Source organism: Leeuwenhoekiella obamensis (genome assembly GCF_055391795.1).
The window spans coordinates 3504049-3525651 of record NZ_AP029251.1 but is presented as its reverse complement, the minus strand read 5'-3'; the positions used below and the strand labels follow the sequence as shown (position 1 = coordinate 3525651).

Here is a 21603-nt window from a genome sequence, read left to right as displayed (position 1 = left end):
TACAACCCTCAAGGCATCTTCCTTAATTCTTTAAAGCACGGTCTATTTCATCTTGGATATTTTAGGGGTAAGAATATTATATCCACTACAATTACATATCAAATGTAGACACTTAACGACCTTACTCAAACCATTTACCGTAAAAAAAAGTCGTTTAATCGTATTTTTAATATTTTTAACTAGTACTTTTTCTGATAAAAATTGAAATCAACTGTTTTGAGAGGAAAATTCACACAAAATAAACCTAGCTATCTACTTTTCAATAATTTATAATTGTAAAATCAACCTATAAATTATCCTAAAAGATAATTTATTAAACTTAATATTTTGTGCAAGTACATTTTATTAAGCTATTTTATGGTTTCTAACACCATTTAAAGAAGTAGTCTTATTCTTACTTTTAGATTTTGTATGAATATGTAGCATCTTTTGGCTTAAAGCCAAAAAAAATCCCGACCAAAACTGATCGGGACTTAAACTTTATGTTGGCCTACTAGGGCTCGAACCTAGACTCTTCTGAACCAAAATCAGACGTGTTGCCAGTTACACCATAGGCCAATAAAAGAACACCTGCCGTCTCTTGCAAATGCGGGTGCAAATTTAAAACAAAGTTTTTCTTGCACAAATAATTTTTTACAAAAATTACAAGAAAGGATAATATCCCATTCTTGCGGGCGTTTTTTGTAAAACTAGAAAGTTTACGGTATTAATTAGTAAATTCGCCTGCAATCAATAGTGGCCATATGAGAGACTTCAACTTCTCGAAGTACAACAAAATATTAGGATGGGTAGTTTTTACCATCGCAATCATAACGTATGCTTTAACGGTAGAACCTACTGCTAGCTTTTGGGATGCAGGTGAATATATTTCTACCTCTTCAAAATTAGAGATCGGCCACCCACCGGGCGCACCACTCTATCAAATGCTCGGGGCGTTTTTCTCGATCTTTGCTCCAGACGCAACACATGTAGCACTTGCTGTAAATTTCATGTCCTGCCTAGCTTCAGCATTTACAGTGATGTTTATGTTCTGGTCACTTACTTTATTATTGAGAAAACTCATTAAAAGATCTAATGAAGAACTTACTAGTAGTAACAAATGGGCTTTGCTAGGTTCTGCTTTTGTAGGTTCTACGGCGTTTATCTTTACAGATAGCTTTTGGTTCAACGCAGTAGAAGCTGAGGTTTATGCAATGGCGACCTTTATTCTTGCTGTGATGTTCTATCTCGCATTATTATGGGAAAGAGATATGTTTAAACCCAGAGGTAACCGCTGGCTTATACTTATCTGTTTTATTATTGGTCTTTCCTTTGGGGTTCACTTTATGGGATTATTGACTATCCCAGCTATAGGATACCTTTATTTCTTTAAGAATACTAAAAAGATCACCGCAAAGAACTTTATCGTCGCAACCATAGTTGTTGTTGCTATCTTAATGTTCATATTTAAATTATTACTTCCTTATACCCTTAGTTTCTTTGGCTATGCAGAGGTTTTCTTCGTGAACTCTGTGGGACTACCGTTTAATAGCGGAACTATAATAGCAGGACTGCTTTTCATTGGGCTTTTCTATTACCTTATTAAATACACTAAGAAAAAAGAGTACTATCAATTAAACACATTACTTCTTTGTGTTCTATTTATTCTCGTGGGTTTTAGTAGCTGGATGATGTTGCCTATTCGTGCAAACGCAGGAACAACGATCAACGAGAACAACCCTAACAACGCTAGAGAACTTCTCGCGTATTACAATCGTGAGCAGTATCAAGAAACACATCTTTTTTACGGGCCACAGTTTACAGAAATGTACACTACAGAGTTAGACCCTGTAGAACCGTATAAAGACGATAAGCCTAACTACGAAAAAGACGAAGAAACAGGAAAATATGTGATCATCAACGATTACAAAAATTCTATCCCTAATTACGACGGCAAGAACAAAGCTTTTCTTCCACGTATGTGGAGCACAGACCATATCGCAAATTATATGCGATTTACGGGTCCGTTAAAGTTTACCATAAAGCCTGAGTATGCATCAGATCCTAATCTGCAGCAAGCAGTTGCGCAGTTTAAAACAGATGCGGCTAATGGCCAAATAGACTACGAAGGTTATAACGCTTTCTTAATGCGAATTAGAGACTATGTAAATGTTGAGAAACCCACCTTTGGTGACAACATGCGTTATCTCTTCCAGTTCCAGATGGGATATATGTTTTGGCGTTACTTCATGTGGAATTTCGCCGGAAGGCAAGACGACATCCAAGGTAAATATGACGACTTACACGGTAACTGGCTTAGCGGTATCAAACCTATTGATGAAGCAAGACTGGGACCTCAAGAAAATCTTCCTAGCGATGTTCTAGACAATAAAGCGAGAAATACATACTTTTTCCTGCCGCTTATTTTGGGATTACTTGGCTTGGTTTTTCAAGCTAGCAAAGACAAGAAGAACTTCTGGGTTTTGCTTGTATTCTTCCTTTTTACCGGTATTGCGCTTAAGATCTATCTTAACGAGCGCCCGTTTGAACCTCGTGAAAGAGATTATGCTCTAGTAGGATCTTTCTATGTCTTTGCGATGTGGATAGGCTTCGGAGCGTATGCGATTTATGACATGCTCAGAACTAAGCTTAACGCAAAAATACTCGTACCAGTAGTAACGCTTGCTTGCATGCTTGCTGGTCCAGTTCTATTGGCATCACAAAACTGGGATGATCACGATCGCTCTGGGCGTAAGACTGCTTTGGCTATGGCCAAAATGTATCTAGACAGTTGTGATGAGAACGCTATTCTATTCACAATTGGTGACAACGACACATTTGCACTTTGGTATGCTCAGGAAATTGAAGGATATCGTCGTGATGTACGTATCGTGAACACCAGTCTTTTTCAGACAGCTTGGTACATTGACGACATGAAGAAAAAGGCATACGAAAGCGACCCAATTCCTGGTCAATTAACGCATGCTAAATACAATACCGGCACACGTGATGCTATCTGGTATGATGATATTTTAAAAGGTGACACCTTAGATATAAAAACATGGATGAACTGGGTAGCAAGTGACAACCCTAAAACCATGGCAGAAACACAAGGAGGATCTAGTGTTCACACCTTCCCTACTCAAAGTATTAGCATACCTGTAGATAAACAAAAAGTGTTGAGCAACGGAATTGTTGCGCCTTATGACAAAGAGAGTATTGTAGACACAGTTTACTTGCAGATAGATTCTAATATCCTTTATAAGAATCGCATTCTTATGTTAGACATCATTGCAAACAACAACTGGGATAGACCTATTTATTTCACAGGCGGAAGCTTTGGCGATGACGATTACATCTGGATGAAAGATTACTTACAGCTGGATGGTGTGTGCTACAAGTTAGTTCCTATCAAGACGCCTATTGACCCAAAAGCGCCGTACGATATGGGTAGAATAGATAGCGATAAATTTTATGATATTGCGACAAACTGGTATTGGGGTAATAGCGGTGATCCTAATATTTATCACGATACAGAAACGCGCAGAAATGGTATCACTTACCGTGGAAATCTAGCCCGATTAATTGAAAAATTAATTGAAGAAGGAGATAATGCAAGAGCTAAGAACATACTTGATCTCGCAATGGAAAAAATGCCGGTTGACAAGTTTGAGTACTACACCTTAGTAGAACCTTATGTAAGCGGTTATTATCAAATAGGCGAAACCGAAAAAGCTCGCGAGATTTGGGATGAACTTGCTCAAGTCTATCATGAAAAATTAGATTACTGGAGCCAGGTTTCTTATGAAAGACAGCAAAACTACATTGAAGAGATCATCACAGATATTGAACGATACAGAAGTCTTGTTGACTTATTGATCTATAATGAAGACACTGAGCGCTTCCCAGAGAAGTCAAGAGAGTTTAACGAGTATCTTAGAAAATTCAATTTTGGTGGACCAGAGGAAGAAATGCCAACTGATCCTGAGGCTATGCCATCAGGAGATCCAGAAGTAGGTTTTGACATTAACGATTCTGTTCCTCAAGAGGTCTTAGATTCTTTAGCGCAGTAATATGGCTTTGCCGCTTCCTGCAAAAGTACCACGAATTATAAAGTGGTACTTCAATAAATACGTGTGGGATAAATTTGGCGAAAGCCAAAACAAAAAGCAGCTATTTCTAACATTTGACGACGGGCCAATTCCTGAGGTTACGCCTTGGGTTGTTGAAACGCTGAGAAGTTATAAAGCCAAAGCTACCTTTTTCTGCATAGGCGATAATGTGCGCAAGCATCCTGATGTTTTAAGAATGGCTGAACGTGACGGTCACACGATCGCAAATCACACTTTTAATCATCTTAACGGCTGGAAAACTCCGCTAGAAAAGTACATTTCAAATACACTTAAAGCGGAAGAAATCCTTACAGAAGTCTGCCGCAATCCTATTCACAAACTTATTAGACCGCCTTATGGCAAAATAAAAAAAGCACAGGCAAAAACACTGATGAATCAAGGTTACAAAATCATCATGTATGATATTGTGGCTTACGACTGGGAGCAAAAGATCACGCCAGAACAATGCCTTAATAAGGTTTTAAAAAATGCAAAAAGCGGAAGTATCATTGTTTTTCATGACAGCCTCAAAGCTGAGAAAAACATGAAGTACGCACTGCCCAGAGTGCTCGATAAATTTTCTAAAGAGGGTTATACTTTTGAAGCGCTTTAAATATGCGCTTCGATCGCACTTATAATAGAGTTTACATCCTGAACACCGCTTTGGCGCCATTTCATCTCTCCATTTTTGTAGATCATAAGTGTAGGAGCACTTTTAATTCTTAGCGCTTCGGCGAGCTCTTGATTTTTATCAATATCTATTTTTATAACCTTAGCTCTATCGCCTAGCGCCACGGCAACATCACGCAAAGTCGCGTTCATCGCTCTGGTCTGCTGACTCATCTCTGTATAAAAATCCAATAGAACAGGAATTTCCTGATCTATCAATGCTCCAAATTTTGACATAAAAATCTGCCTAAAGTTCAGCTAAATGTAATGTTCCCCGTTTTAAAAACCAAAATTTTAAGGGATTGTTAGCTTTTGTTGAAGTATCGCTTTAGGGTTTATTTCGCTGCAGCGAAAAGAAATCTCTAGTAATTGAACCCAAATTTACCATCGCTGATACTTACTTGCGTACCGCTACCACCAGCTGCAATAAAATTGAAAGTTCCACCCACGGAGCGTTCCTGAATATTATTCGACTCGATCACTAGCGTTCCTGACTGCACTATAGTTTCTATACCATTAGGCGTGTAACCGGCTCTGTAAGGATCAGAAGTCTTAATATCACTAAGCTCGTAAGTTCCCGGCTCAATACTACGCGGAAAAGCAATGCGCACAATTACCGTTCTCGTGCTACCATAACCGCTCACATTAGACCCCACAAGATCTGAAGAAGAGGCTTGCACTTGAAAATTCGTCCCATTGATCTTACAAGCAAAATCTGAAACTACCACTGGCTGAGGCTGCGTGGTATCTATCGCCTGCTCATAAATAGGCACTTCATACAAAACACCTTTTGTAAAAACTAGTTCTGTACTATCTTGAAGGTTTCCTGCTTTAAACCTGAAGCTTCCGTAATAATTATCGTCTTTGATCTCGTCGATGACTATTTCTCCTGCCCCATCATTAAGACTTGAAAATGTTTTAACGTCATTCTCAAAATATTCAGCAAGATTAAACTCATCTGGACCTAAAGAGAAAGTACCTAATGAATTTTGACTAATAGTAAGTTCTAATCTATCATCACCTTTAAAACCGGTAAATTTTACCGTACCATTATCTTGAACTGCTGCTCTACCTGCAGATGCCTTCCAGAAAATTGTGTCTTTTGTTCCTTGTATCACAGCAGAATTCACAGGAATATCATCTGAGCAACCCGTTAAAACAACCGCTATTAATAAGGAAATCAATATAATTCTCATAGTAAATATCTAGAAGCACCCAAAAGTAAAATTTCTATATATAAAAACGAGTTGAGAGCCAGAAAATTATATTATCTTTGCACGCTTATTAAAAGATGCCTTAAATGATTAAGGCATCTGCAATAAATTATAATCGGGGACGGGTTCCCCAAAAATTAATTTTTATGCCAGTTAAAATTAGATTACAGAGACACGGTAAGAAAGGAAAACCTTTTTACTGGGTTGTGGCTGCTGATAGCCGCGCAAAAAGAGATGGTAGATTTCTTGAGAAGTTAGGTGTTTATAACCCTAACACAAACCCTGCAACTATTGAGCTTGATGTTGATGCATCAGTACAATGGTTACAGAATGGTGCTCAACCTACTGAAACTGCTAAGAGACTACTTTCTTACAAAGGTGCTCTACTTAAAAATCACCTTATAGGTGGTGTACGTAAAGGTGCCCTTACTGAAGAGCAAGTTGAGGAGAAATTCAACGCTTGGTTAGAAGAGAAAGAAGGTAAAGTTTCTTCTAAGAAAGAAGATCTAGCTAAAGCTGATGAGAAAGCTAAAGCTGATGCTCTTGAAGCAGAGAAGAAAGTAAATGAAGCGCGTATCGCTGCTGCTCAACCAGAAGAAGCTCCTGCTGAAGAAGCTGAGGCTACTGAAGAGCCAGCTGCAGAAGCTCCTGCTGAAGAGGAGAAAACAGAAGAATAAGCTAAAAAACTCGCGATGCGTAAAGAAGATTGTTTCTATCTAGGCAAAATCGTGAGAAAATTTAGCTTTAAGGGCGAGTTGCTAGCTAAGCTAGACACAGATGAACCCGAAATGTATGAAGAAATGGAATCAGTGCTTGTCGATTTTAACGGCAATCTGGTTCCATTTTTTATTGAGCATGCCTTTCTTCATAAATCAGAGTTGCTTCGCATACAGTTTGAAGAAGTAGAAAATGAAGAAGATGCAGATGACCTCATCGGCGCAGAACTTTATCTCCCACTTAGCATGCTCCCAGAACTGGAGGATGACCAGTTTTACTTCCACGAAATTATAGGCTTCACCGCCGTTGATGTAAACTATGGCGAGATAGGAGTTATCAAAAACATCAACGATAATACCGCTCAAGCTTTATTTGAGATCGTAAAAGGCGATAAGGAAATCCTTATTCCTATGAATGACGATTTTATCCAGAAAGTAGATAAAGCAAATAAGCAAATCCTTCTAGACACGCCTGCCGGACTTATAGATATTTATTTAGGATAGTCCTTTTGGCGAAAGCCTAAACACCACCCATAGTGTCACACTACCCACAATTAACCAAAATATATCAACCACAAAAAAGTCCATCGTGGCTGGTGTAAATGTCTTCCAAAACCAATTACCGGTCACAAAACCATTTACAAATGGGATCGCAAGGCCCAGAATACTTCCTAAAAACAAACACGCTCTATTCGTAAATGCATTGTTCTTTTTCACGGCAAAGAAAACCGTTAGCACAAGCCAAGTAATAAAGTAAAATGGATATAGAAAATCCATCCCAGAATACCCCAATTTAACCGCAATAAAATTTGCTGCGGTAACGGGGTACATACTTAGGCTTAAAGCCAAAAAGATATACGCAACACAATTGTTGAACCTTCGTTTTTTTTCGGGAAGATTCTTCTTATCACGAGCCGTAAGCCAGATCAAAACACCTGAAAGTATAACCACACAAGAAATAATCCCAAGTAAGAAAGAAACTGCTTTTAAAGCATAGCCGCCGTAATCACCATAATGCAAACGGAACAGAATATTCTTCACTCCGTCTAGGTATGAAATATGCTTATCTAGGTCTTTAAGAACAGTAGTTTTTTCGCTTAAAGCGGAATAAACGATCTTACCCGGACTAGTAATGCGTTGCGCGTATTGCTGAGCACCTTCTAAAGTTACGTGCATGCCAGCATCTCCATAATTTGTGATGAAAACCTTTGTCACTTGAAAATCTTCCCAGCGATCATTCGCCTCTTTGAAAAGTCGTGAAACATCAGGAATTGCAGTTAGCTTTTGGCTCTTAAACTCTTTCACAGGCTCTGCATACTCAAGCTCTTCGTACATTTTTGCTTGATCACCATCATATAGCACAAAAACACTAGGCGCTACTGCTAGAACCTTTAACATAAAAAATGCGCCAGTAACCGCATACACAAATTGAAATGGCAACCCAATTACACCAAGCGCCGTGTGCGCATCTGTCCAGAGTGTTTTGAGCTTTGCCTTTGGCCTAAATACGTAAAAGTTAGATTTTATCTTATCCCAATGAATTATGACTCCGGTAATGATCGTAAACAGGAAAAACAGCGCCACAAAACCTGACAAATAATAGCCTACAGGATAGTAGATCTGGGCAAAAAAATGCAGTCTGTAGATAAATTCGCCTAAGCCATAAGACTCAGGATAGGTTGTTGTTTTAGAAGTTTCTGGGTCGAGGTAAAAAAATGCTCCAGGTTTAGCATCTGTAAGCGTAGTGTCTTTAGTATTTGTAAGCGTCACACTCACACGACGCTCGTCATAATGTTTTTGGATGGTTATGTCCCGACCGTACAGATTATATTTCGCCGAAAGGCTATCTAAAGCTGCATCAATATTAAGCTCCATACCTTGGCGTGGAGCGTTTGCTTCATTGCGCTCCCAGTTTGTGATCTCATCTCTAAAAAAGGCAAAAGATCCTGCAAAAAATATCACATACAACGCAACACAGATCACGATCCCACTTACGGTATGGGTATGAAACATGATGTTATAAACCCTTTTATTCATAAGATGGGATTGATTTGTTTACCAAAATAGATCACAACCGAAAAAACTAAGATCAGCCCTAAGTAAATGCCCCAGATCTTGTAGCCGCTTTTTGCTAAAAATGCAAGGATCATTAGCGCAACCCAAAGCATAAAACCGGTATAAGTTATCGTGATCAAAACTTCTTTGTGAGGAAGCAGGAAAGCCAGTGCCATATGCAAAGTTGTAGACACAAAATAACCTCCTAGAATTCCGGCAGATATTTTTAAGAATCGCTGCCAGGCTGAAGCTTCAAGATATTTTTTGTTAGCTGGCATAGATGTAAGCTGTTAATAGTTCGAGTAAAAGAATAAAAACACAAATACCTGTAACAATCCCCAGATACATTCTTCCTAAAGGAACTAGTAAAACAACTAGGCTACCAGCGGTCATTAAAGCCACAATACCAAAGAATATACCTGCGCCCAAACCTTGTGCTACACACATTGTGATAAACGCAAAAATCAGGAGCAGAAGTCCTGATAATTTGGCTGCAGCCACATTGTGCCTTGCCCACCCTTCATATAAAAATGGAGGGTTGAGCTTGGCACGCCTAGACGTGTTGTAAAGGACATGAAATCCCACGAAAAACAGCAAACAACTTATTGCGATCATCTAGGGTTTTGTGAAGGTTACACAATGCCAGATAAATTCATAATCTTCACCATTATAAGAACCTGGCACCTCTTCTTTTTTTGTTATTTCAACAATGTATTTCTCATCAGACCAAGGCAAAGTGGTTTCGATAATTCCTTCTTCGTTTGTCCATAATTCTTTTGCCCACTGATCTTTGATGTATGTTTTTGTCTCGTGATTTGCGAGTGGCTTGCCTTTGTAAAAAACCTGTAATTTTATTTTATTCGCTTCCGCGGAAAGTGATTTTACAGTGATCCCTTCTGGATTATGAATGCTCGTTTCTCCTGCCTTGTCGCCTACATTCATTTGCGCTACGGCATGATAATGCGTTTTGAAAATCCCAAAATCATACTGTGTATAATCTATCACATCGATCTCGTTATTATTGAGGAAAAAGGTATATGAGCCGTCCTCTTCTGGAGTGAATGTCGCGAGATAATGATCTGCTTTGGGAGATGCCGTTAATTGAGTTTTTTCTCCAGACGGACTCACCACCCAAAGTTTAAATTTCTTCACCCCTTGAAACGCTTCGCCAGCAACTTCCTCGATCACTCCATAGGTGTACTCACCCATAAAAACTTTGATCTCTTGAGGCTGATTCGCTTTCGCGGAAGCGGGAACTTCAAGCCATAGATAGTGGGCTTTCGCCGAAAGGCATACAAGTAAAAATGTAAGCGCTAAGATTATTTTTTTCATGATCTAAAACTTAAAAAGGTCTCCCGTTTTACCGAAAGACCTTTGGCTTAATTAACAATTAAAATTTATAAACCACATTCGCCGAAAGCATTCTCAACTGCTGAGGACTTATGGTTGACCAACCTTTGTAATATTCCTTATTCGCGATATTGTCTAGCTTTAAGGTGATTCTGAAGTCCTCAAAACCATAAAAAGCTGAAGCGTTTAACACCGTGTAAGACGGCAGTGTGAAAGTCCCGTTCTCGCGATTAAATATCTTATTCTCGCTGGCGTAGTTACCACCAAAACCAAGACCGAAACCTCTAAGCGCTCCTTCATTAAAGCGGTAGCTCGCCCATAAATTCGCTAGATTTTCTGGACCTGCACTTTCAGGACGTCTTCCTGCAAAAGGATCTGTAGGCGCCGCAGAAGTCAGTTCGCTATCATTATGGCTAAAACCCGCGATGATATTTAAGCCTGTAATAGGATTTGCAGTAATGCTTGCTTCAATACCTTTACTTGTGCGCTCTCCTCCTTGCGTGTAATCTTGCGGTCCTAGAGTGATCACAGTATTTGTTACTTTAATATCATAGTAACTCACAGTTGCACTGATCTTGTCGCTAAAGCTAATTTTAGAACCTACTTCAAATTGATTTGCCTGCTCAGGATCAAAGTTAAAGGTCTGGCCGCCATCAACTACTGGAGCAACATTGCTAAAGCCATTCATATAATTTGCGAAGAATGACCATTTATCAAGAATAGGTTGATAGACTACACCGAATTTTGGCGAAAGCGCAGTCTGATCAAAATCTGCATCTGGATTTACAAAATGATCTACACGCAAACTAGCCATTGCGCTAAGCTCTGGTAAAAGATTAATAACATCAGATACGTAAGCGCTGTAAATTCTTTGCTCTGTTGTTGAAGGATTAAGCGGAGAACCAGCGATCAAAGCATCAGTTCCCGGTTGAGTTAAAATACCGCTATCATCTGTGTAAGCCGCAGGATCAGTGATTCCTAAAACACCTTCATTAAATTCTTGAAGATCATCACCTATGTAAATCGCTCCGTTACCCACATAAGCAGAACTATTATTGATCACTCGAGTAGCATAAAAATCAAGACCTCCTACAAAACGATTTCTAAGTCCGCCCAATTGAAAATCTCCAATGAAATTTTGCTGCAAGTTTGTCCCGATCTTCTCAGAATTCTGCTTGCTGATGTATCTATTTAAAACGATCCCTTCGGTAACCGGAGTGTATTGTGTTCCCTCGTACAAGTAGCTGTAATAGCCATCAGACTTAGAAGAAGAATTAGAGAATGTAGTTTGAGATGTCCAACTATCGCTGATCTTATAATTCATTTGGGCCTGAATGCTCAAACTAGGATTTTTGATCGATAGATCATTGCCTGTATAAGATCTTTTATTATCATAGCCCAACTCGTCTAGATTAGTTACTCTTAGAGGAGCACCGCGATCTACAAAAAGCATGGTTTGGTTTGTGCTTTCGCCAGAAAAGATCTCAGTATTCACAAAAAAGGAAAGTTTATCATTTACCTGATAGCTCAAAGAAGGAGCCACAAAAAATGATTTTCTAAAACCGGCATCTTGATAGCTATTTTGCGTGTGATATGCGGTATTGATTCGCATAGCGATATCTTCAGTTTCGCTAAGACGTGTATTCACATCTGCAGTTACACGATGTAAACCATAACTTCCCACTGTGTAGGAAACATTACCGCCAAAACCATAAAACGGTCTCTTTGTATTCACATTGATCAAACCTCCATAAGAAGTTAACGTACTACCATACAATGTTCCTGAAGGTCCTTTTACGATCTCAATATTGTCAATATTAGCAGGATCTGGACTACCATTTGTTAAGCTAGCGACACCATTTACAAGATTGGGCTGCACCGCAAAACCTCTTAACGAGAAATAACCAGCACCGTCGCCACCACGCCCAGTAGATTCCCAAAGCTTATCAATACCAGGACTATTTTTTAAAGCGTCATCAAAGTTTGTCACCACTTGATCTTGCAGCAACTCTGCTGAGATAATGTTGTATACCTGCGGATTTTCAATTTTCTTTAAAGGCAATTTTGCTACCGTTTCGCTGCGCTCACGAGCAAAACGATTTCCGTTATGTCCAGATAGCGTGATGACACTCAACTGCTCTTCACTAGCGATTAGCGTAACTCTACCCAAACTCTCAGCACCAGAAACTCTCGCTTCAACAGATTTTTTAGCATATCCTACGTATGAAAAAACTACAGTATACGTACCATTAGCAACTTGATCGATTTCAAAATTTCCATTAAAATCTGAGGTTGTTCCTTTGTCAAAACCTTTAAGCATCACGTTTACTGATGGTAATGCTTCACCGCTTTCGTTTAGCACGGTTCCGGTAATTTTTCCTGATTGTGCGCTTATTATCGCTGTTGCGAAAAGAAGCAGGAAAGAAAATATAATTCTGTTCATTTTTATTTAGATTGATTACAAATAGAGTAGCAAAGCTATTATCTGGAATGATTCTACACAAGCATATTTAGAATTATTTTAAATAAAAAGAAACATAGGGTACTAAATCAATTAACTATACTCGTATTTTTGCCGCATGAGTGTATTTAAATTCAAAGAATTTGAGGTTAATCAAGACCGCTGCGCAATGAAAATTGGCACAGACGGAGTTCTTCTTGGTGCATGGGCTGGTCTTAAGCATAATCCAGAATCTATTCTTGACATTGGCACCGGCACGGGTGTGGTCGCCCTTATGCTTGCGCAACGCAGCGATGCAATGACTATTGACGCGCTAGAACTAGACGATGATGCTTATGAGCAAGCCACCGAAAATTTTGAGCAATCGTCTTGGGGCGATCGTCTTTTTTGTTATCATGCGCATTTGTATGAATTTGCCGCAGAAATGGATGAAGAATATGATCTTATCGTCTGCAATCCGCCGTATTTTTCTGAGGATACAAAATCACCTTCGCTTGCGCGAAATCAAGCCCGCTTTGAAGACAGCATGCCGTTTGACTTACTCGTGGGTGCGGTAGACAAACTCTTAAGCGCATTCGGGACCTTTTGTGTTGTGCTTCCGCGAAAGCGTGAAGAAGAATTTATCTCACTTTGCAGTATGGTAGATCTACATCCTAACAGGATCTTGCGTGTAAAAGGCAACCCAAAATCTCAACCTAAACGATCTTTAATAGAATTCTCTTACGGACAAACACAGCCAAAGATGGAAAAACTCACCATCGAGATCGAGCGACATGAATACACAAATGCATATAAAGACCTTGTAAAAGATTTTTATTTGAAGATGTGATAAAAATCGGGGTAATTAATTATATTTTCATCAAAATTAAAACCCCGTTATGAAACCAGATCTTTTTGAAGCTCCAGATTATTACAATATAGATGATCTTCTCTCTGAAGAGCACAAACTTGTGCGCAACGCAGCGAGAGATTGGGTAAAAAAAGAGGTTTCTCCCATTATTGAGCAAGCTGCTCAGGATGCAAAATTTCCAGAGCAAATCATAGAAGGCTTAGCAGATATTGGGGCCTTTGGCCCTTACATTCCAGAAGAATATGGCGGCGCGGGATTAGACCAGATCTCTTATGGTCTGATCATGCAAGAAATAGAGCGCGGCGATAGCGGTGTGCGATCTACAGCTTCTGTGCAATCTTCACTGGTGATGTATCCTATTTTTAAATACGGTAGCGAAGAACAAAAGAAAAAATACCTACCAAAACTTGCCAGTGGCGAGATGATGGGTTGTTTTGGACTTACTGAGCCTGATCATGGTTCTAATCCCGGAGGGATGCTTACCAACTTTAAAGATAAAGGCGATCATTATCTTTTAAACGGGGCAAAAATGTGGATCTCAAACGCTCCATTTGCTGATATCGCTGTGGTGTGGGCAAAAAATGAAGAAGGCAGAATTCACGGTCTTATCTTAGAACGCGGTATGGAAGGATTCTCTACACCAGAAACGCATAACAAATGGTCGTTGCGCGCAAGTGCGACTGGCGAACTGATATTTAATGATGTTAAGATCCCAAAAGAAAATCTATTGCCAGAAAAATCTGGGCTAGGCGCACCACTGGGCTGTCTAGACTCTGCGCGTTATGGTATCGCCTGGGGAGCCATTGGTGCCGCGATGGACTGTTATGACACTGCACTGCGTTATGCAAAAGAGCGCACGCAGTTTGGTAAACCTATTGGCGCTTTTCAATTACAACAAAAAAAGCTTGCAGAGATGGTTACAGAGATCACAAAAGCACAATTGCTCGCGTGGCGTCTGGGAACTTTGCGCGATGAAGGCAAAGCAACCTCTGCACAAATAAGTATGGCAAAGCGCAACAATGTTGATATGGCATTGAAGATCGCCAGAGAAGCAAGACAGATTTTAGGCGCAATGGGCATCACAGGCGAGTATAGCATCATGCGCCACATGATGAATCTTGAAAGCGTGATCACATACGAGGGAACTCACGATATTCATTTATTGATCACCGGTCTAGACATCACTGGCGAGAATGCATTTAAATAATTGATACTGTGAAAAGCTTTTTGGCTGCAGCCAAAAAAAGATACGCTTATTGTTAAATAAGGAAAAACAATCTTAATATACATCAGCGTGCTAGTGTATAGTAAAACCATTTTATACTTTTGCACAAATTGAATAAGGAAGTTATGCTGGATGACGTAAAAAAGGCTATCCTACCCTATCAGGAACAACTACTCTCACACCCACTTTATAAATCTTTAAAAACCCCACAAGATCTCCATATTTTTATGGAAAATCACGTGTTTGCGGTATGGGATTTCATGTCGTTGTTAAAAGCTTTACAGAGTACGCTTACAAAGACTTCTACGCCTTGGTATCCATTGGGGAATCCAGAAGTGCGCTACCTTATCAATGAGATCGTTCTTGCTGAAGAAACAGACGAAACTCTTGATGGCCGCCACATGAGCCATTATGAGATGTACATTGAAGCGATGGAAAAAGCCGGTGCAGACATCAGCAAGATCAACAAATTTCTTGATCACATCACGCACGGCACTGATATTTTCTTAGTCATCGCTGTGAGCGAAATACCACGATCTGTAAAGAAATTCTTGAAGTTCACCTTTAACACCATAAGTGAAGGTAAAGCGCACAAGATCGCATCTGCGTTTACTTTTGGGAGAGAAGATCTTATTCCATCTATGTTTACTAAGATCATTGAGAACATCCAGAAGAACTTCCCAGATCAGGGTCTAACGCATTTTAAATACTACTTTGATCGTCACATTGAGCTTGATGGTGATGAACACGGCCCGATGGCGTTAAAAATGATCGAAGAACTGTGTGGCGACGATCCTAAAAAATGGGAAGAGGCAGAAACGGCAGCTGTAAGAGCGCTTCAGTACAGAATTGAACTCTGGAACGGCATCCTTCAGCAAATCAATGAAGAAATACCTGCGTAATTTTTCTTTTGGCTACAGCCAAAAACAACTTCATTTCTTACCGCAGATTAACAGTATTTAAAGAACTGATGTAAATCCTTCTTCGTAAATAGAGGTATGAAAAATCAGATTTACACCTTCTGTTTATCGCTTTTACTTACCGTGAATTTGGCTTCTTGCCAAAGCGACGACGCCATTATCACCGAATCTAATACAAACGCTGAGGTCAATGATGCTGACCCAGATCCTGATGCAGATGTTGAATATCTTGCGCTGGGAGATAGTTACACCATTGGCCAGAGTGTTTGCGCTACTTGCAGATTCCCTGTTCAGCTTACAACCCGTTTTAACGAGACTTCTGATAAAAAGTTGAGCGTTGATATCATCGCCGCCACAGGATGGCGCACAGACGATCTATTGTATGCTATAAAAAATGCAAATCCATCTAATCAATATGAGCTTGTCACGCTTTTAATAGGCGTGAATAATCAATATCAAGGCATCCCGATAGATCAGTATAAAACGGAGTTCTTGCAGCTTTTAGACAAGGCCAAAACCTTTGCTCGTGGTGATAAAAGTAGAGTGATCGTAGTTTCAATCCCTGACTATGCGTTTACGCCTTTTGGTCAGAATTATGGTAATCCGCAACTTATCTCACAAGAGATCGATGCGTATAACGCTTTCGCGAAATCTACTACCGAAGATGCCGGAATAACCTACCTCAACATCACAGACATCACAAGAAGAGGTCTTGACGAGCCTAACCTTGTCGCTCAAGATGGATTGCATCCATCAGAAAAAGCTTATGCTGAATTTGTTGAAAGATTGCTTCCTATGGCGCAAGCCAAACTGAACAAAGATTAACTTTCTGGAGCTAGCTTAACTTCAAGTCCGTTAAGATCTGGAGTAATAGGAATTTGACATCCCAAGCGACTGTTATCTTCTACATAAAAAGCTTCAGACAACATTGCTTCTTCGTCATAATTCATCTCATTGAGTTTATGATCACTTAGCACATAGCACTGGCAAGAAGCACACATTGCCATGCCACCGCAGGTTCCCTCAACGGGTAGTTCATACATTTTAAAAACCTCCATAAGATTGAGGTTCATATCTGTAGGAGCCTCAAGCGCATGAGCTTCTCCTTCTCTATCTATAACAGTAATTGTAATGTCCTGCATATCCTAGTAACTTAGTAGGCAAAAGTACATATTACTTATTTAATTAAACCCCATTTTAATCTGTTCTGTAGCAAATACTATTAAAAATATCCACCCCACAAATAAAACAGTATAAAAAAGAGAATAGCCAGTAGATCTAAGCAGATTTGCCTTTGTTATTGATGCTTTAGCAAAAACTAATTTCATAGCTCTAAAAAACACCCAATACAGGGATGCGAGCAAAAAAGCAATCGAAGCAAAAATTACCATTTCAAAAAGTAATAAGGCTATGATCATGAGAATTGCAACGCCTATCCAGATTAAAAGCGAGACAAAAAAACCTTCTACCCCATGGCCTGTTTCAATTTCTGGAGATGACATATGATCTGGCATAATTTCCTTCACCTTAAAACTCATGCTTTTTGGGAAGTCATCTATTAATCCCACACCGCGATAAAGCCCCACAGCCATGAAAATAAATAGTGCAAAAGCAATTACAATAAGTGAAAGGTAAGTGTTATCTGTTACCGTACGCTGATAATTAAAACCTGTAAGATACACAGTCAACACCGTCGTAATTATCACACAGAGTGACACGATAAAAAGAGATTTACCTTTGAGATATGTCTTTTTGGATTTCAAAACAGCAATGTTTTAAACATCACAAATCTGCACACCTTCTTTTAAGGCAGCAATCTTATCATCATAGGTAGGAATGAACTCTTGAGCAACGTAACCTTTAAATCCGGTATCAACAATAGCCTGCATAATCGCTGGATAATATAACTCTTGGGAAGTATTGATCTCGTTACGGCCGGGAACTCCGCCTGTATGATAATGTGCGATGTAAGGATGATGCTCTTTAATCGTTCTGATCACGTCACCTTCCATAATTTGCATGTGGTAGATGTCATATAGTAGTTTAAAACTGTCACTCCCTAAACGTTTGCAAAGCTCAACGCCCCAAAGCGTATGGTCATTCTGATAATCTTTGTGATCCACCTTGCTGTTTAGCAACTCCATTATCAAGGTAACACCTTCGCTCTCGGCAATTTCTGCAAGTGGCTTAAGGCCTTTTACACAGTTTTCCCAACCTTTTTCATCACTCAATTCTCGTTGATTACCCGAAAACACAATAACATTAGGCACACCATCTTTAGCCGCTTCTTTGATAAGGCCTTCATACTGCTGCTGCAACCTGCTGTGATTGTCTACTACATTAAAACCATTCTGTATATCCGCAAAGGTTTCAGTTCCCACAGCACATTTTACCCCATGTTTTGCAGCTACCTTCCATTCGGCTGGCGTGAGCAAATCGATGGCTGGCATACCTAGCGCGGCAACTTCTTTGGAGAAATCCTCAATAGTAAAAGAGTTATAGCACCAGTAGCACACTGAGTGATTGATGTTGCCTTTTAGCTTGTAATCTTCAGGCTCTTTGGCTTCTGCCAAAGTTTTGCCCTTTGGATCTTTACAGGAAAGCGCGGTCATACCAAGCGCAACACCTGTTGTGCCCAGAGCCATATTTTTTAATGCATTTCTACGAGAAGAATTTTTGGTCATGGTTGTTGTCTTATACAGACGAATTTAAGCGAAAATGACTATTTATTTGCACGTCATTTTTTAATATATTTACACGTACAAGATAAACTCATGGATACTAAACTAACTTTAAGACTTGACAAAGCGGTAATCGAGAAGGCTAAAATCTATGCTAACTCAAAAAAGATCAGTCTATCCAAAATGATTGAGAACTATTTACAATCTATTCTAGAAAAGGAAAAAGATGAATTTGAGATTTCTCCTTTTATTCAAAGTATGACTGTAAAAAATGCTTTGCCTCTTGATATTGATGTAAAAGAAGAGTATTTAAAACACGCTGAAACGAAACATCGATGAAGCAAACACTCTTTTTAGATACAAATGTCATCCTTGATTTATTAGGAAAAAGAGAACCGTTCTTTGATGGAATAGCAAAAATTGCAACACTTGCAGAACAACAGAAATTGGTTTTATATGTTTCTACTTTGTCATTTTCAACAACAGACTACATATTGCGCAAGTACGAAAACCCTAAAACATCCATTGAAAAACTTCGGAAGTTTAAAGTAATATGTAAAATCTCAACATCTGATGAACAAACAGTAGAGAAAGCTTTAAACTCAGATTTTTCAGATTTTGAAGACGCTTTACAGTATTACAGCGCCATAGATACTGGCTGTGATATAATAATAACTCGCAATCAAAAAGATTTTAAATCATCTGCCATTCCTGTTTTAACAGCAGATGAATTTTTAAAGACACTACAATAAAAGATTTAATCTATCGCCTTAACCACAGCTTTAGGAGCTTCCTTCTTACTACCATCAAAACCTGTCACCCCGCCCACAGTGGTATATTTCATCACATAACGTTTGTCTGGATGAATTTTAGCGTAAGCACTTTGACACATCAAAGTTGCTTCATGAAAGCCACAAAGAATAAGTTTCAATTTTCCGGGATAGGTGTTTACATCACCTATTGCGTAGATTCCAGGAACATTTGTTTGATAGTCTAGTGTATTATCAACCTTGATCGCATTTTTCTCGATCTCAAGTCCCCAGTTTGCGATAGGACCTAATTTTGGCGAAAGCCCAAATAACGGAATAAAAGCATCAGTCTCGATATTGTAAGTCTCCTCACCTTTTTGAACCGTGATCAACTCAAGTTCATCAGCACCGCCAACGCCTACAACTTCTGCCGCAGTCACAAGATTGATCTTACCAAGGTCTTTAAGTTCTTTTACTTTCTCAACGCTATCTAGCGCACCACGAAATTCATTGCGACGGTGAATCAACGTAACCTGACTCGCAACATCTGCTAAGAAAATACTCCAGTCCAGTGCTGAATCTCCACCGCCAGCAATCACAACGCGCTTGTTGCGATATACTTCTGGGTCTTTGATCATGTAAGCCACACCTTTATCTTCAAAATCACGAATGTTAGGAATAGGCGGCTTGCGAGGTTCAAAACTCCCCAGTCCACCAGCGATGGCAACCACCGGCGCATGGTGTTTTGTACCTTTATTTGTAGTGACGATAAAGCTACCGTCGTCTAATTTCTCAATAGTATCAGCCCGTTCCCCCAGCGTAAATCCTGGTTCAAACGGCTTGATCTGTTCCATAAGATTGTCTACTAAAGTTCCTGCTAACACCTCTGGAAATCCTGGGATGTCATAGATGGGTTTCTTTGGGTAGATCTCTGCACACTGGCCTCCTGGCTGTGGCAAAGCATCAATGAGGTGACATTTTAATTTTAATAATCCTGCTTCAAATACCGTAAAAAGCCCCGTAGGACCTGCTCCTATGATTAATATGTCTGTCTTGATCATCTATGGAAAAAGTTATGTTTTGGCTTTAAGCCAAAATTTAACAAAGGCGAAGAATACGCCAGAAACGAAAACGCCAATTCTTGCCTCCAGAGACGGCGACAAGAAAATGCATTCGTTTAAATTAATTCAATACGTTGATCACCTGTGTGATTTGTGGAGCATGCTTTTTAATGGTCATCTCCACCCCACTTTTTAAGGTCATCTGGTTAACGCTGCAAGAAACGCAAGCGCCTTCAAGCTGTACTTTTACCGTATCGCCGTTCTCAATATCAAGCAAGGCGATATCACCACCGTCGCTTTGTAAAAAAGGACGGATCTCATCTAGGGCGTCAAGTACTTTTTGTTTTAATTCAACTTCTGTCATGGTCTATTACTTTGCGGCACTACAGCCAGCCATTGTTGTAATTTTAATCGCTTCAGTGGGTGGTAATGCGGTGTTGCGCTTTACTAACTCACTTACTGCATTTCTGGTCACTTCTTCAAATGCTTCTTCAAGCGGAGTCGCGGTTTGCAATGCCGCCGGGCGACCTATATCGCCAGCTTCACGAATACCTTGTACTAACGGCACTTCGCCAAGAAGCGGCACGCCAAGATCTTCTGCAAGATTCTTTGCTCCGTTTTGACCAAAAATATAATATTTATTATCTGGCAATTCTTCTGGTGTAAAGTATGCCATATTCTCTACAATACCTAAAACTGGTACGTTGATGCTATCTTGCTGAAACATCGCAACTCCTTTTCTGGCATCAGCCAAAGCTACGTTTTGCGGAGTACTTACCACAAGCGCTCCTGTTACCGGCATTGCTTGCATGATACTTAAATGAATATCACCAGTTCCTGGAGGAAGATCAATAAGTAAGAAATCTAGTTCTCCCCAATCTGCATCAAATATCATTTGATTAAGCGCTTTACTCGCCATAGGACCACGCCAGATAACCGCCTGATCAGGACGTGTAAAAAATCCTATTGAAAGTACTTTTACTCCGTAATTCTCTACCGGTTTCATCTTTTGCTTACCATCCACTTGCACAGCTAGAGGGCGCTCATACTCCACATCAAACATCAACGGGATAGAAGGACCATAAATATCTGCATCAAGCACGCCAACTTTAAAGCCCATTTTTGCTAAAGTCACTGCAGTGTTTGCAGTAATCGTAGATTTACCAACACCTCCTTTACCAGAAGCTACAGCGATGATATTTTGAATTCCAGGAATTGGTTTTCCTTTGATCTCATTTGTAGGTTTTTCGGGCGCATCAACTTTTACATTGACTTTGATCTTTGCCTTCTCATACACCTCACGATGAATACATTTTAAGATCTCAACCTCAGTTTTTTTCTTAGCCTGTAAACTAGGATTATTAATGGTCACATCCACAACAACCTCATCGCCAAAAACCATCACATTACTCACAGCACCGCTCTGTACAAGGTTCTTTCCTTCACCTGGCGCAGTGATCTTTTCTAACGCTTTAAGTACGTCCTTTTTATCTATCTTCAAAATATCTTACTTAGATTCATTCTAAAATACAAAGATACAGTGAAATTCAAGAATAATAAA

Annotated in this window: 23 protein-coding genes and 1 tRNA gene; 10 read left to right on the top strand and 14 right to left on the bottom strand. The window is 39.6% G+C overall.

All coding sequences use genetic code 11. From position 1 onward, the window contains the following. Positions 1 to 485: 485 nt before the first annotated feature. Positions 486 to 558: transfer RNA gene (locus ACZ5L8_RS15565), tRNA-Gln, on the bottom strand. 185 nt (positions 559 to 743) lie between these two features. Here ACZ5L8_RS15565 and ACZ5L8_RS15560 point away from each other — a divergent pair. Further along, positions 744 to 4052 (top strand): glycosyltransferase family 117 protein, encoded by a 3309-nt coding sequence (locus ACZ5L8_RS15560; RefSeq protein ID WP_464438573.1) that lies wholly within the window; start codon positions 744 to 746, stop codon positions 4050 to 4052. 1 nt (position 4053) lies between these two features. Next, a complete protein-coding gene (locus ACZ5L8_RS15555) occupies positions 4054 to 4704 on the top strand; it encodes a polysaccharide deacetylase family protein (RefSeq protein ID WP_464438572.1) in 651 nt (216 codons plus the stop codon). Here the strand turns inward: ACZ5L8_RS15555 and ACZ5L8_RS15550 are convergent. Next, on the bottom strand, positions 4701 to 4997 hold the full coding sequence (locus tag ACZ5L8_RS15550) for a thioredoxin family protein (protein WP_464438571.1): 297 nt from the start codon (positions 4995 to 4997) through the stop codon (positions 4701 to 4703). The two genes, ACZ5L8_RS15555 and ACZ5L8_RS15550, sit on opposite strands and share 4 nt — an antisense overlap. A gap of 125 nt (positions 4998 to 5122) precedes the next feature. Beyond that, a complete protein-coding gene (locus tag ACZ5L8_RS15545; RefSeq protein WP_464438570.1) occupies positions 5123 to 5956 on the bottom strand; it encodes a DUF6252 domain-containing protein in 834 nt (277 codons plus the stop codon). A gap of 164 nt (positions 5957 to 6120) precedes the next feature. On the opposite strand from ACZ5L8_RS15545, the gene ACZ5L8_RS15540 reads away from it, so the two are divergent. Continuing rightward, positions 6121 to 6651 (top strand): 30S ribosomal protein S16, encoded by a 531-nt coding sequence (locus ACZ5L8_RS15540; protein ID WP_464438569.1) that lies wholly within the window; start codon positions 6121 to 6123, stop codon positions 6649 to 6651. A gap of 15 nt (positions 6652 to 6666) precedes the next feature. Further along, positions 6667 to 7194, top strand: coding sequence for a ribosome maturation factor RimM (gene rimM / locus ACZ5L8_RS15535; RefSeq protein WP_464438568.1), 528 nt, complete (start codon positions 6667 to 6669; stop codon positions 7192 to 7194). Here the strand turns inward: rimM and ACZ5L8_RS15530 are convergent. From ACZ5L8_RS15530 to ACZ5L8_RS15510, 5 genes are read right to left on the bottom strand one after another with little or no spacing between them, the layout of a single operon-like run. Next, on the bottom strand, positions 7186 to 8727 hold the full coding sequence (locus tag ACZ5L8_RS15530) for a PepSY-associated TM helix domain-containing protein (RefSeq protein WP_464438567.1): 1542 nt from the start codon (positions 8725 to 8727) through the stop codon (positions 7186 to 7188). The genes rimM and ACZ5L8_RS15530 overlap by 9 nt on opposite strands. Next, entirely contained in the window at positions 8724 to 9023 is a 300-nt protein-coding gene (locus tag ACZ5L8_RS15525) for a hypothetical protein (protein WP_464438566.1), read from the bottom strand. The genes ACZ5L8_RS15530 and ACZ5L8_RS15525 overlap by 4 nt, the downstream gene beginning before the upstream one ends. Then, positions 9013 to 9360 carry a hypothetical protein gene (locus ACZ5L8_RS15520; RefSeq protein WP_464438565.1) on the bottom strand — a complete coding sequence of 116 codons (348 nt, stop codon included), beginning with the start codon at positions 9358 to 9360 and terminating at the stop codon, positions 9013 to 9015. The genes ACZ5L8_RS15525 and ACZ5L8_RS15520 overlap by 11 nt, the downstream gene beginning before the upstream one ends. After that, a complete protein-coding gene (locus ACZ5L8_RS15515) occupies positions 9361 to 10077 on the bottom strand; it encodes a DUF4198 domain-containing protein (protein ID WP_464438564.1) in 717 nt (238 codons plus the stop codon). Positions 10078 to 10135: 58 nt separating this feature from the next. Beyond that, positions 10136 to 12538, bottom strand: a complete 2403-nt coding sequence (locus ACZ5L8_RS15510; protein WP_464438563.1) for a TonB-dependent siderophore receptor — start codon at positions 12536 to 12538, stop codon at positions 10136 to 10138. Between the two features lie 136 nt (positions 12539 to 12674). Here ACZ5L8_RS15510 and ACZ5L8_RS15505 point away from each other — a divergent pair, with 136 nt between their 5' ends. The 4 genes from ACZ5L8_RS15505 to ACZ5L8_RS15490 all read left to right on the top strand — a co-directional run bounded on the left by ACZ5L8_RS15505 (position 12675) and on the right by ACZ5L8_RS15490 (position 16376). Continuing rightward, positions 12675 to 13385, top strand: coding sequence for a tRNA1(Val) (adenine(37)-N6)-methyltransferase (locus ACZ5L8_RS15505; RefSeq protein ID WP_464438562.1), 711 nt, complete (start codon positions 12675 to 12677; stop codon positions 13383 to 13385). Between the two features lie 49 nt (positions 13386 to 13434). Further along, positions 13435 to 14613 carry an acyl-CoA dehydrogenase family protein gene (locus tag ACZ5L8_RS15500; RefSeq protein ID WP_464438561.1) on the top strand — a complete coding sequence of 393 codons (1179 nt, stop codon included), beginning with the start codon at positions 13435 to 13437 and terminating at the stop codon, positions 14611 to 14613. 143 nt (positions 14614 to 14756) lie between these two features. After that, the gene (locus ACZ5L8_RS15495) at positions 14757 to 15533 is read left to right on the top strand and encodes a DUF3050 domain-containing protein (protein WP_464440974.1); all 777 of its coding nucleotides are present in this window, start codon (positions 14757 to 14759) and stop codon (positions 15531 to 15533) included. A gap of 96 nt (positions 15534 to 15629) precedes the next feature. Continuing rightward, entirely contained in the window at positions 15630 to 16376 is a 747-nt protein-coding gene (locus ACZ5L8_RS15490; protein WP_464438560.1) for an SGNH/GDSL hydrolase family protein, read from the top strand. Here ACZ5L8_RS15490 and ACZ5L8_RS15485 read toward each other — a convergent pair. From ACZ5L8_RS15485 to ACZ5L8_RS15475, 3 genes are read right to left on the bottom strand one after another with little or no spacing between them, the layout of a single operon-like run. Next, positions 16373 to 16693 (bottom strand): 2Fe-2S iron-sulfur cluster-binding protein, encoded by a 321-nt coding sequence (locus ACZ5L8_RS15485; protein WP_464438559.1) that lies wholly within the window; start codon positions 16691 to 16693, stop codon positions 16373 to 16375. The genes ACZ5L8_RS15490 and ACZ5L8_RS15485 overlap by 4 nt on opposite strands. Before the next feature lie 39 nt (positions 16694 to 16732). Further along, complete coding sequence (locus ACZ5L8_RS15480; RefSeq protein ID WP_464438558.1) at positions 16733 to 17314, bottom strand: hypothetical protein; 582 nt, start codon at positions 17312 to 17314, stop codon at positions 16733 to 16735. Positions 17315 to 17326: 12 nt separating this feature from the next. Further along, the gene (locus ACZ5L8_RS15475) at positions 17327 to 18235 is read right to left on the bottom strand and encodes a hydroxypyruvate isomerase family protein (RefSeq protein WP_464438557.1); all 909 of its coding nucleotides are present in this window, start codon (positions 18233 to 18235) and stop codon (positions 17327 to 17329) included. A gap of 90 nt (positions 18236 to 18325) precedes the next feature. On the opposite strand from ACZ5L8_RS15475, the gene ACZ5L8_RS15470 reads away from it, so the two are divergent. After that, a complete protein-coding gene (locus tag ACZ5L8_RS15470) occupies positions 18326 to 18571 on the top strand; it encodes a DUF6364 family protein (protein WP_464438556.1) in 246 nt (81 codons plus the stop codon). Next, entirely contained in the window at positions 18568 to 18984 is a 417-nt protein-coding gene (locus ACZ5L8_RS15465; RefSeq protein WP_464438555.1) for a type II toxin-antitoxin system VapC family toxin, read from the top strand. Before ACZ5L8_RS15470 ends, ACZ5L8_RS15465 begins: the two co-directional genes overlap by 4 nt. Positions 18985 to 18989: 5 nt before the next feature. Here the strand turns inward: ACZ5L8_RS15465 and ACZ5L8_RS15460 are convergent, their stop codons facing one another. From ACZ5L8_RS15460 to ACZ5L8_RS15450, 3 genes are all read right to left on the bottom strand, one after another. After that, a complete protein-coding gene (locus tag ACZ5L8_RS15460; protein WP_464438554.1) occupies positions 18990 to 20042 on the bottom strand; it encodes an NAD(P)/FAD-dependent oxidoreductase in 1053 nt (350 codons plus the stop codon). 121 nt (positions 20043 to 20163) lie between these two features. Beyond that, a complete protein-coding gene (locus ACZ5L8_RS15455) occupies positions 20164 to 20406 on the bottom strand; it encodes a NifU family protein (protein WP_462599755.1) in 243 nt (80 codons plus the stop codon). A gap of 6 nt (positions 20407 to 20412) precedes the next feature. Further along, positions 20413 to 21543, bottom strand: coding sequence for an Mrp/NBP35 family ATP-binding protein (locus ACZ5L8_RS15450; RefSeq protein ID WP_464438553.1), 1131 nt, complete (start codon positions 21541 to 21543; stop codon positions 20413 to 20415). Positions 21544 to 21603: the final 60 nt, after the last annotated feature.

What these genes read in the sequence shown, in the direction of transcription:
- ACZ5L8_RS15490 (WP_464438560.1), top strand. Translation starts at nt 15,630, where the DNA reads ATGAAAAATCAGATTTACACCTTCTGTTTATCGCTTTTACTTACCGTG.
- ACZ5L8_RS15530 (WP_464438567.1), bottom strand. Translation starts at nt 8,727, where the DNA reads ATGAATAAAAGGGTTTATAACATCATGTTTCATACCCATACCGTAAGT.
- ACZ5L8_RS15465 (WP_464438555.1), top strand. Translation starts at nt 18,568, where the DNA reads ATGAAGCAAACACTCTTTTTAGATACAAATGTCATCCTTGATTTATTA.
- ACZ5L8_RS15525 (WP_464438566.1), bottom strand. Translation starts at nt 9,023, where the DNA reads ATGCCAGCTAACAAAAAATATCTTGAAGCTTCAGCCTGGCAGCGATTC.
- ACZ5L8_RS15510 (WP_464438563.1), bottom strand. Translation starts at nt 12,538, where the DNA reads ATGAACAGAATTATATTTTCTTTCCTGCTTCTTTTCGCAACAGCGATA.
- rimM (WP_464438568.1), top strand. Translation starts at nt 6,667, where the DNA reads ATGCGTAAAGAAGATTGTTTCTATCTAGGCAAAATCGTGAGAAAATTT.
- ACZ5L8_RS15495 (WP_464440974.1), top strand. Translation starts at nt 14,757, where the DNA reads ATGCTGGATGACGTAAAAAAGGCTATCCTACCCTATCAGGAACAACTA.
- ACZ5L8_RS15560 (WP_464438573.1), top strand. Translation starts at nt 744, where the DNA reads ATGAGAGACTTCAACTTCTCGAAGTACAACAAAATATTAGGATGGGTA.
- ACZ5L8_RS15545 (WP_464438570.1), bottom strand. Translation starts at nt 5,956, where the DNA reads ATGAGAATTATATTGATTTCCTTATTAATAGCGGTTGTTTTAACGGGT.
- ACZ5L8_RS15520 (WP_464438565.1), bottom strand. Translation starts at nt 9,360, where the DNA reads ATGATCGCAATAAGTTGTTTGCTGTTTTTCGTGGGATTTCATGTCCTT.
- ACZ5L8_RS15505 (WP_464438562.1), top strand. Translation starts at nt 12,675, where the DNA reads ATGAGTGTATTTAAATTCAAAGAATTTGAGGTTAATCAAGACCGCTGC.
- ACZ5L8_RS15455 (WP_462599755.1), bottom strand. Translation starts at nt 20,406, where the DNA reads ATGACAGAAGTTGAATTAAAACAAAAAGTACTTGACGCCCTAGATGAG.
- ACZ5L8_RS15550 (WP_464438571.1), bottom strand. Translation starts at nt 4,997, where the DNA reads ATGTCAAAATTTGGAGCATTGATAGATCAGGAAATTCCTGTTCTATTG.
- ACZ5L8_RS15540 (WP_464438569.1), top strand. Translation starts at nt 6,121, where the DNA reads ATGCCAGTTAAAATTAGATTACAGAGACACGGTAAGAAAGGAAAACCT.
- ACZ5L8_RS15515 (WP_464438564.1), bottom strand. Translation starts at nt 10,077, where the DNA reads ATGAAAAAAATAATCTTAGCGCTTACATTTTTACTTGTATGCCTTTCG.
- ACZ5L8_RS15500 (WP_464438561.1), top strand. Translation starts at nt 13,435, where the DNA reads ATGAAACCAGATCTTTTTGAAGCTCCAGATTATTACAATATAGATGAT.
- ACZ5L8_RS15475 (WP_464438557.1), bottom strand. Translation starts at nt 18,235, where the DNA reads ATGACCAAAAATTCTTCTCGTAGAAATGCATTAAAAAATATGGCTCTG.
- ACZ5L8_RS15460 (WP_464438554.1), bottom strand. Translation starts at nt 20,042, where the DNA reads ATGATCAAGACAGACATATTAATCATAGGAGCAGGTCCTACGGGGCTT.
- ACZ5L8_RS15555 (WP_464438572.1), top strand. Translation starts at nt 4,054, where the DNA reads ATGGCTTTGCCGCTTCCTGCAAAAGTACCACGAATTATAAAGTGGTAC.
- ACZ5L8_RS15485 (WP_464438559.1), bottom strand. Translation starts at nt 16,693, where the DNA reads ATGCAGGACATTACAATTACTGTTATAGATAGAGAAGGAGAAGCTCAT.
- ACZ5L8_RS15470 (WP_464438556.1), top strand. Translation starts at nt 18,326, where the DNA reads ATGGATACTAAACTAACTTTAAGACTTGACAAAGCGGTAATCGAGAAG.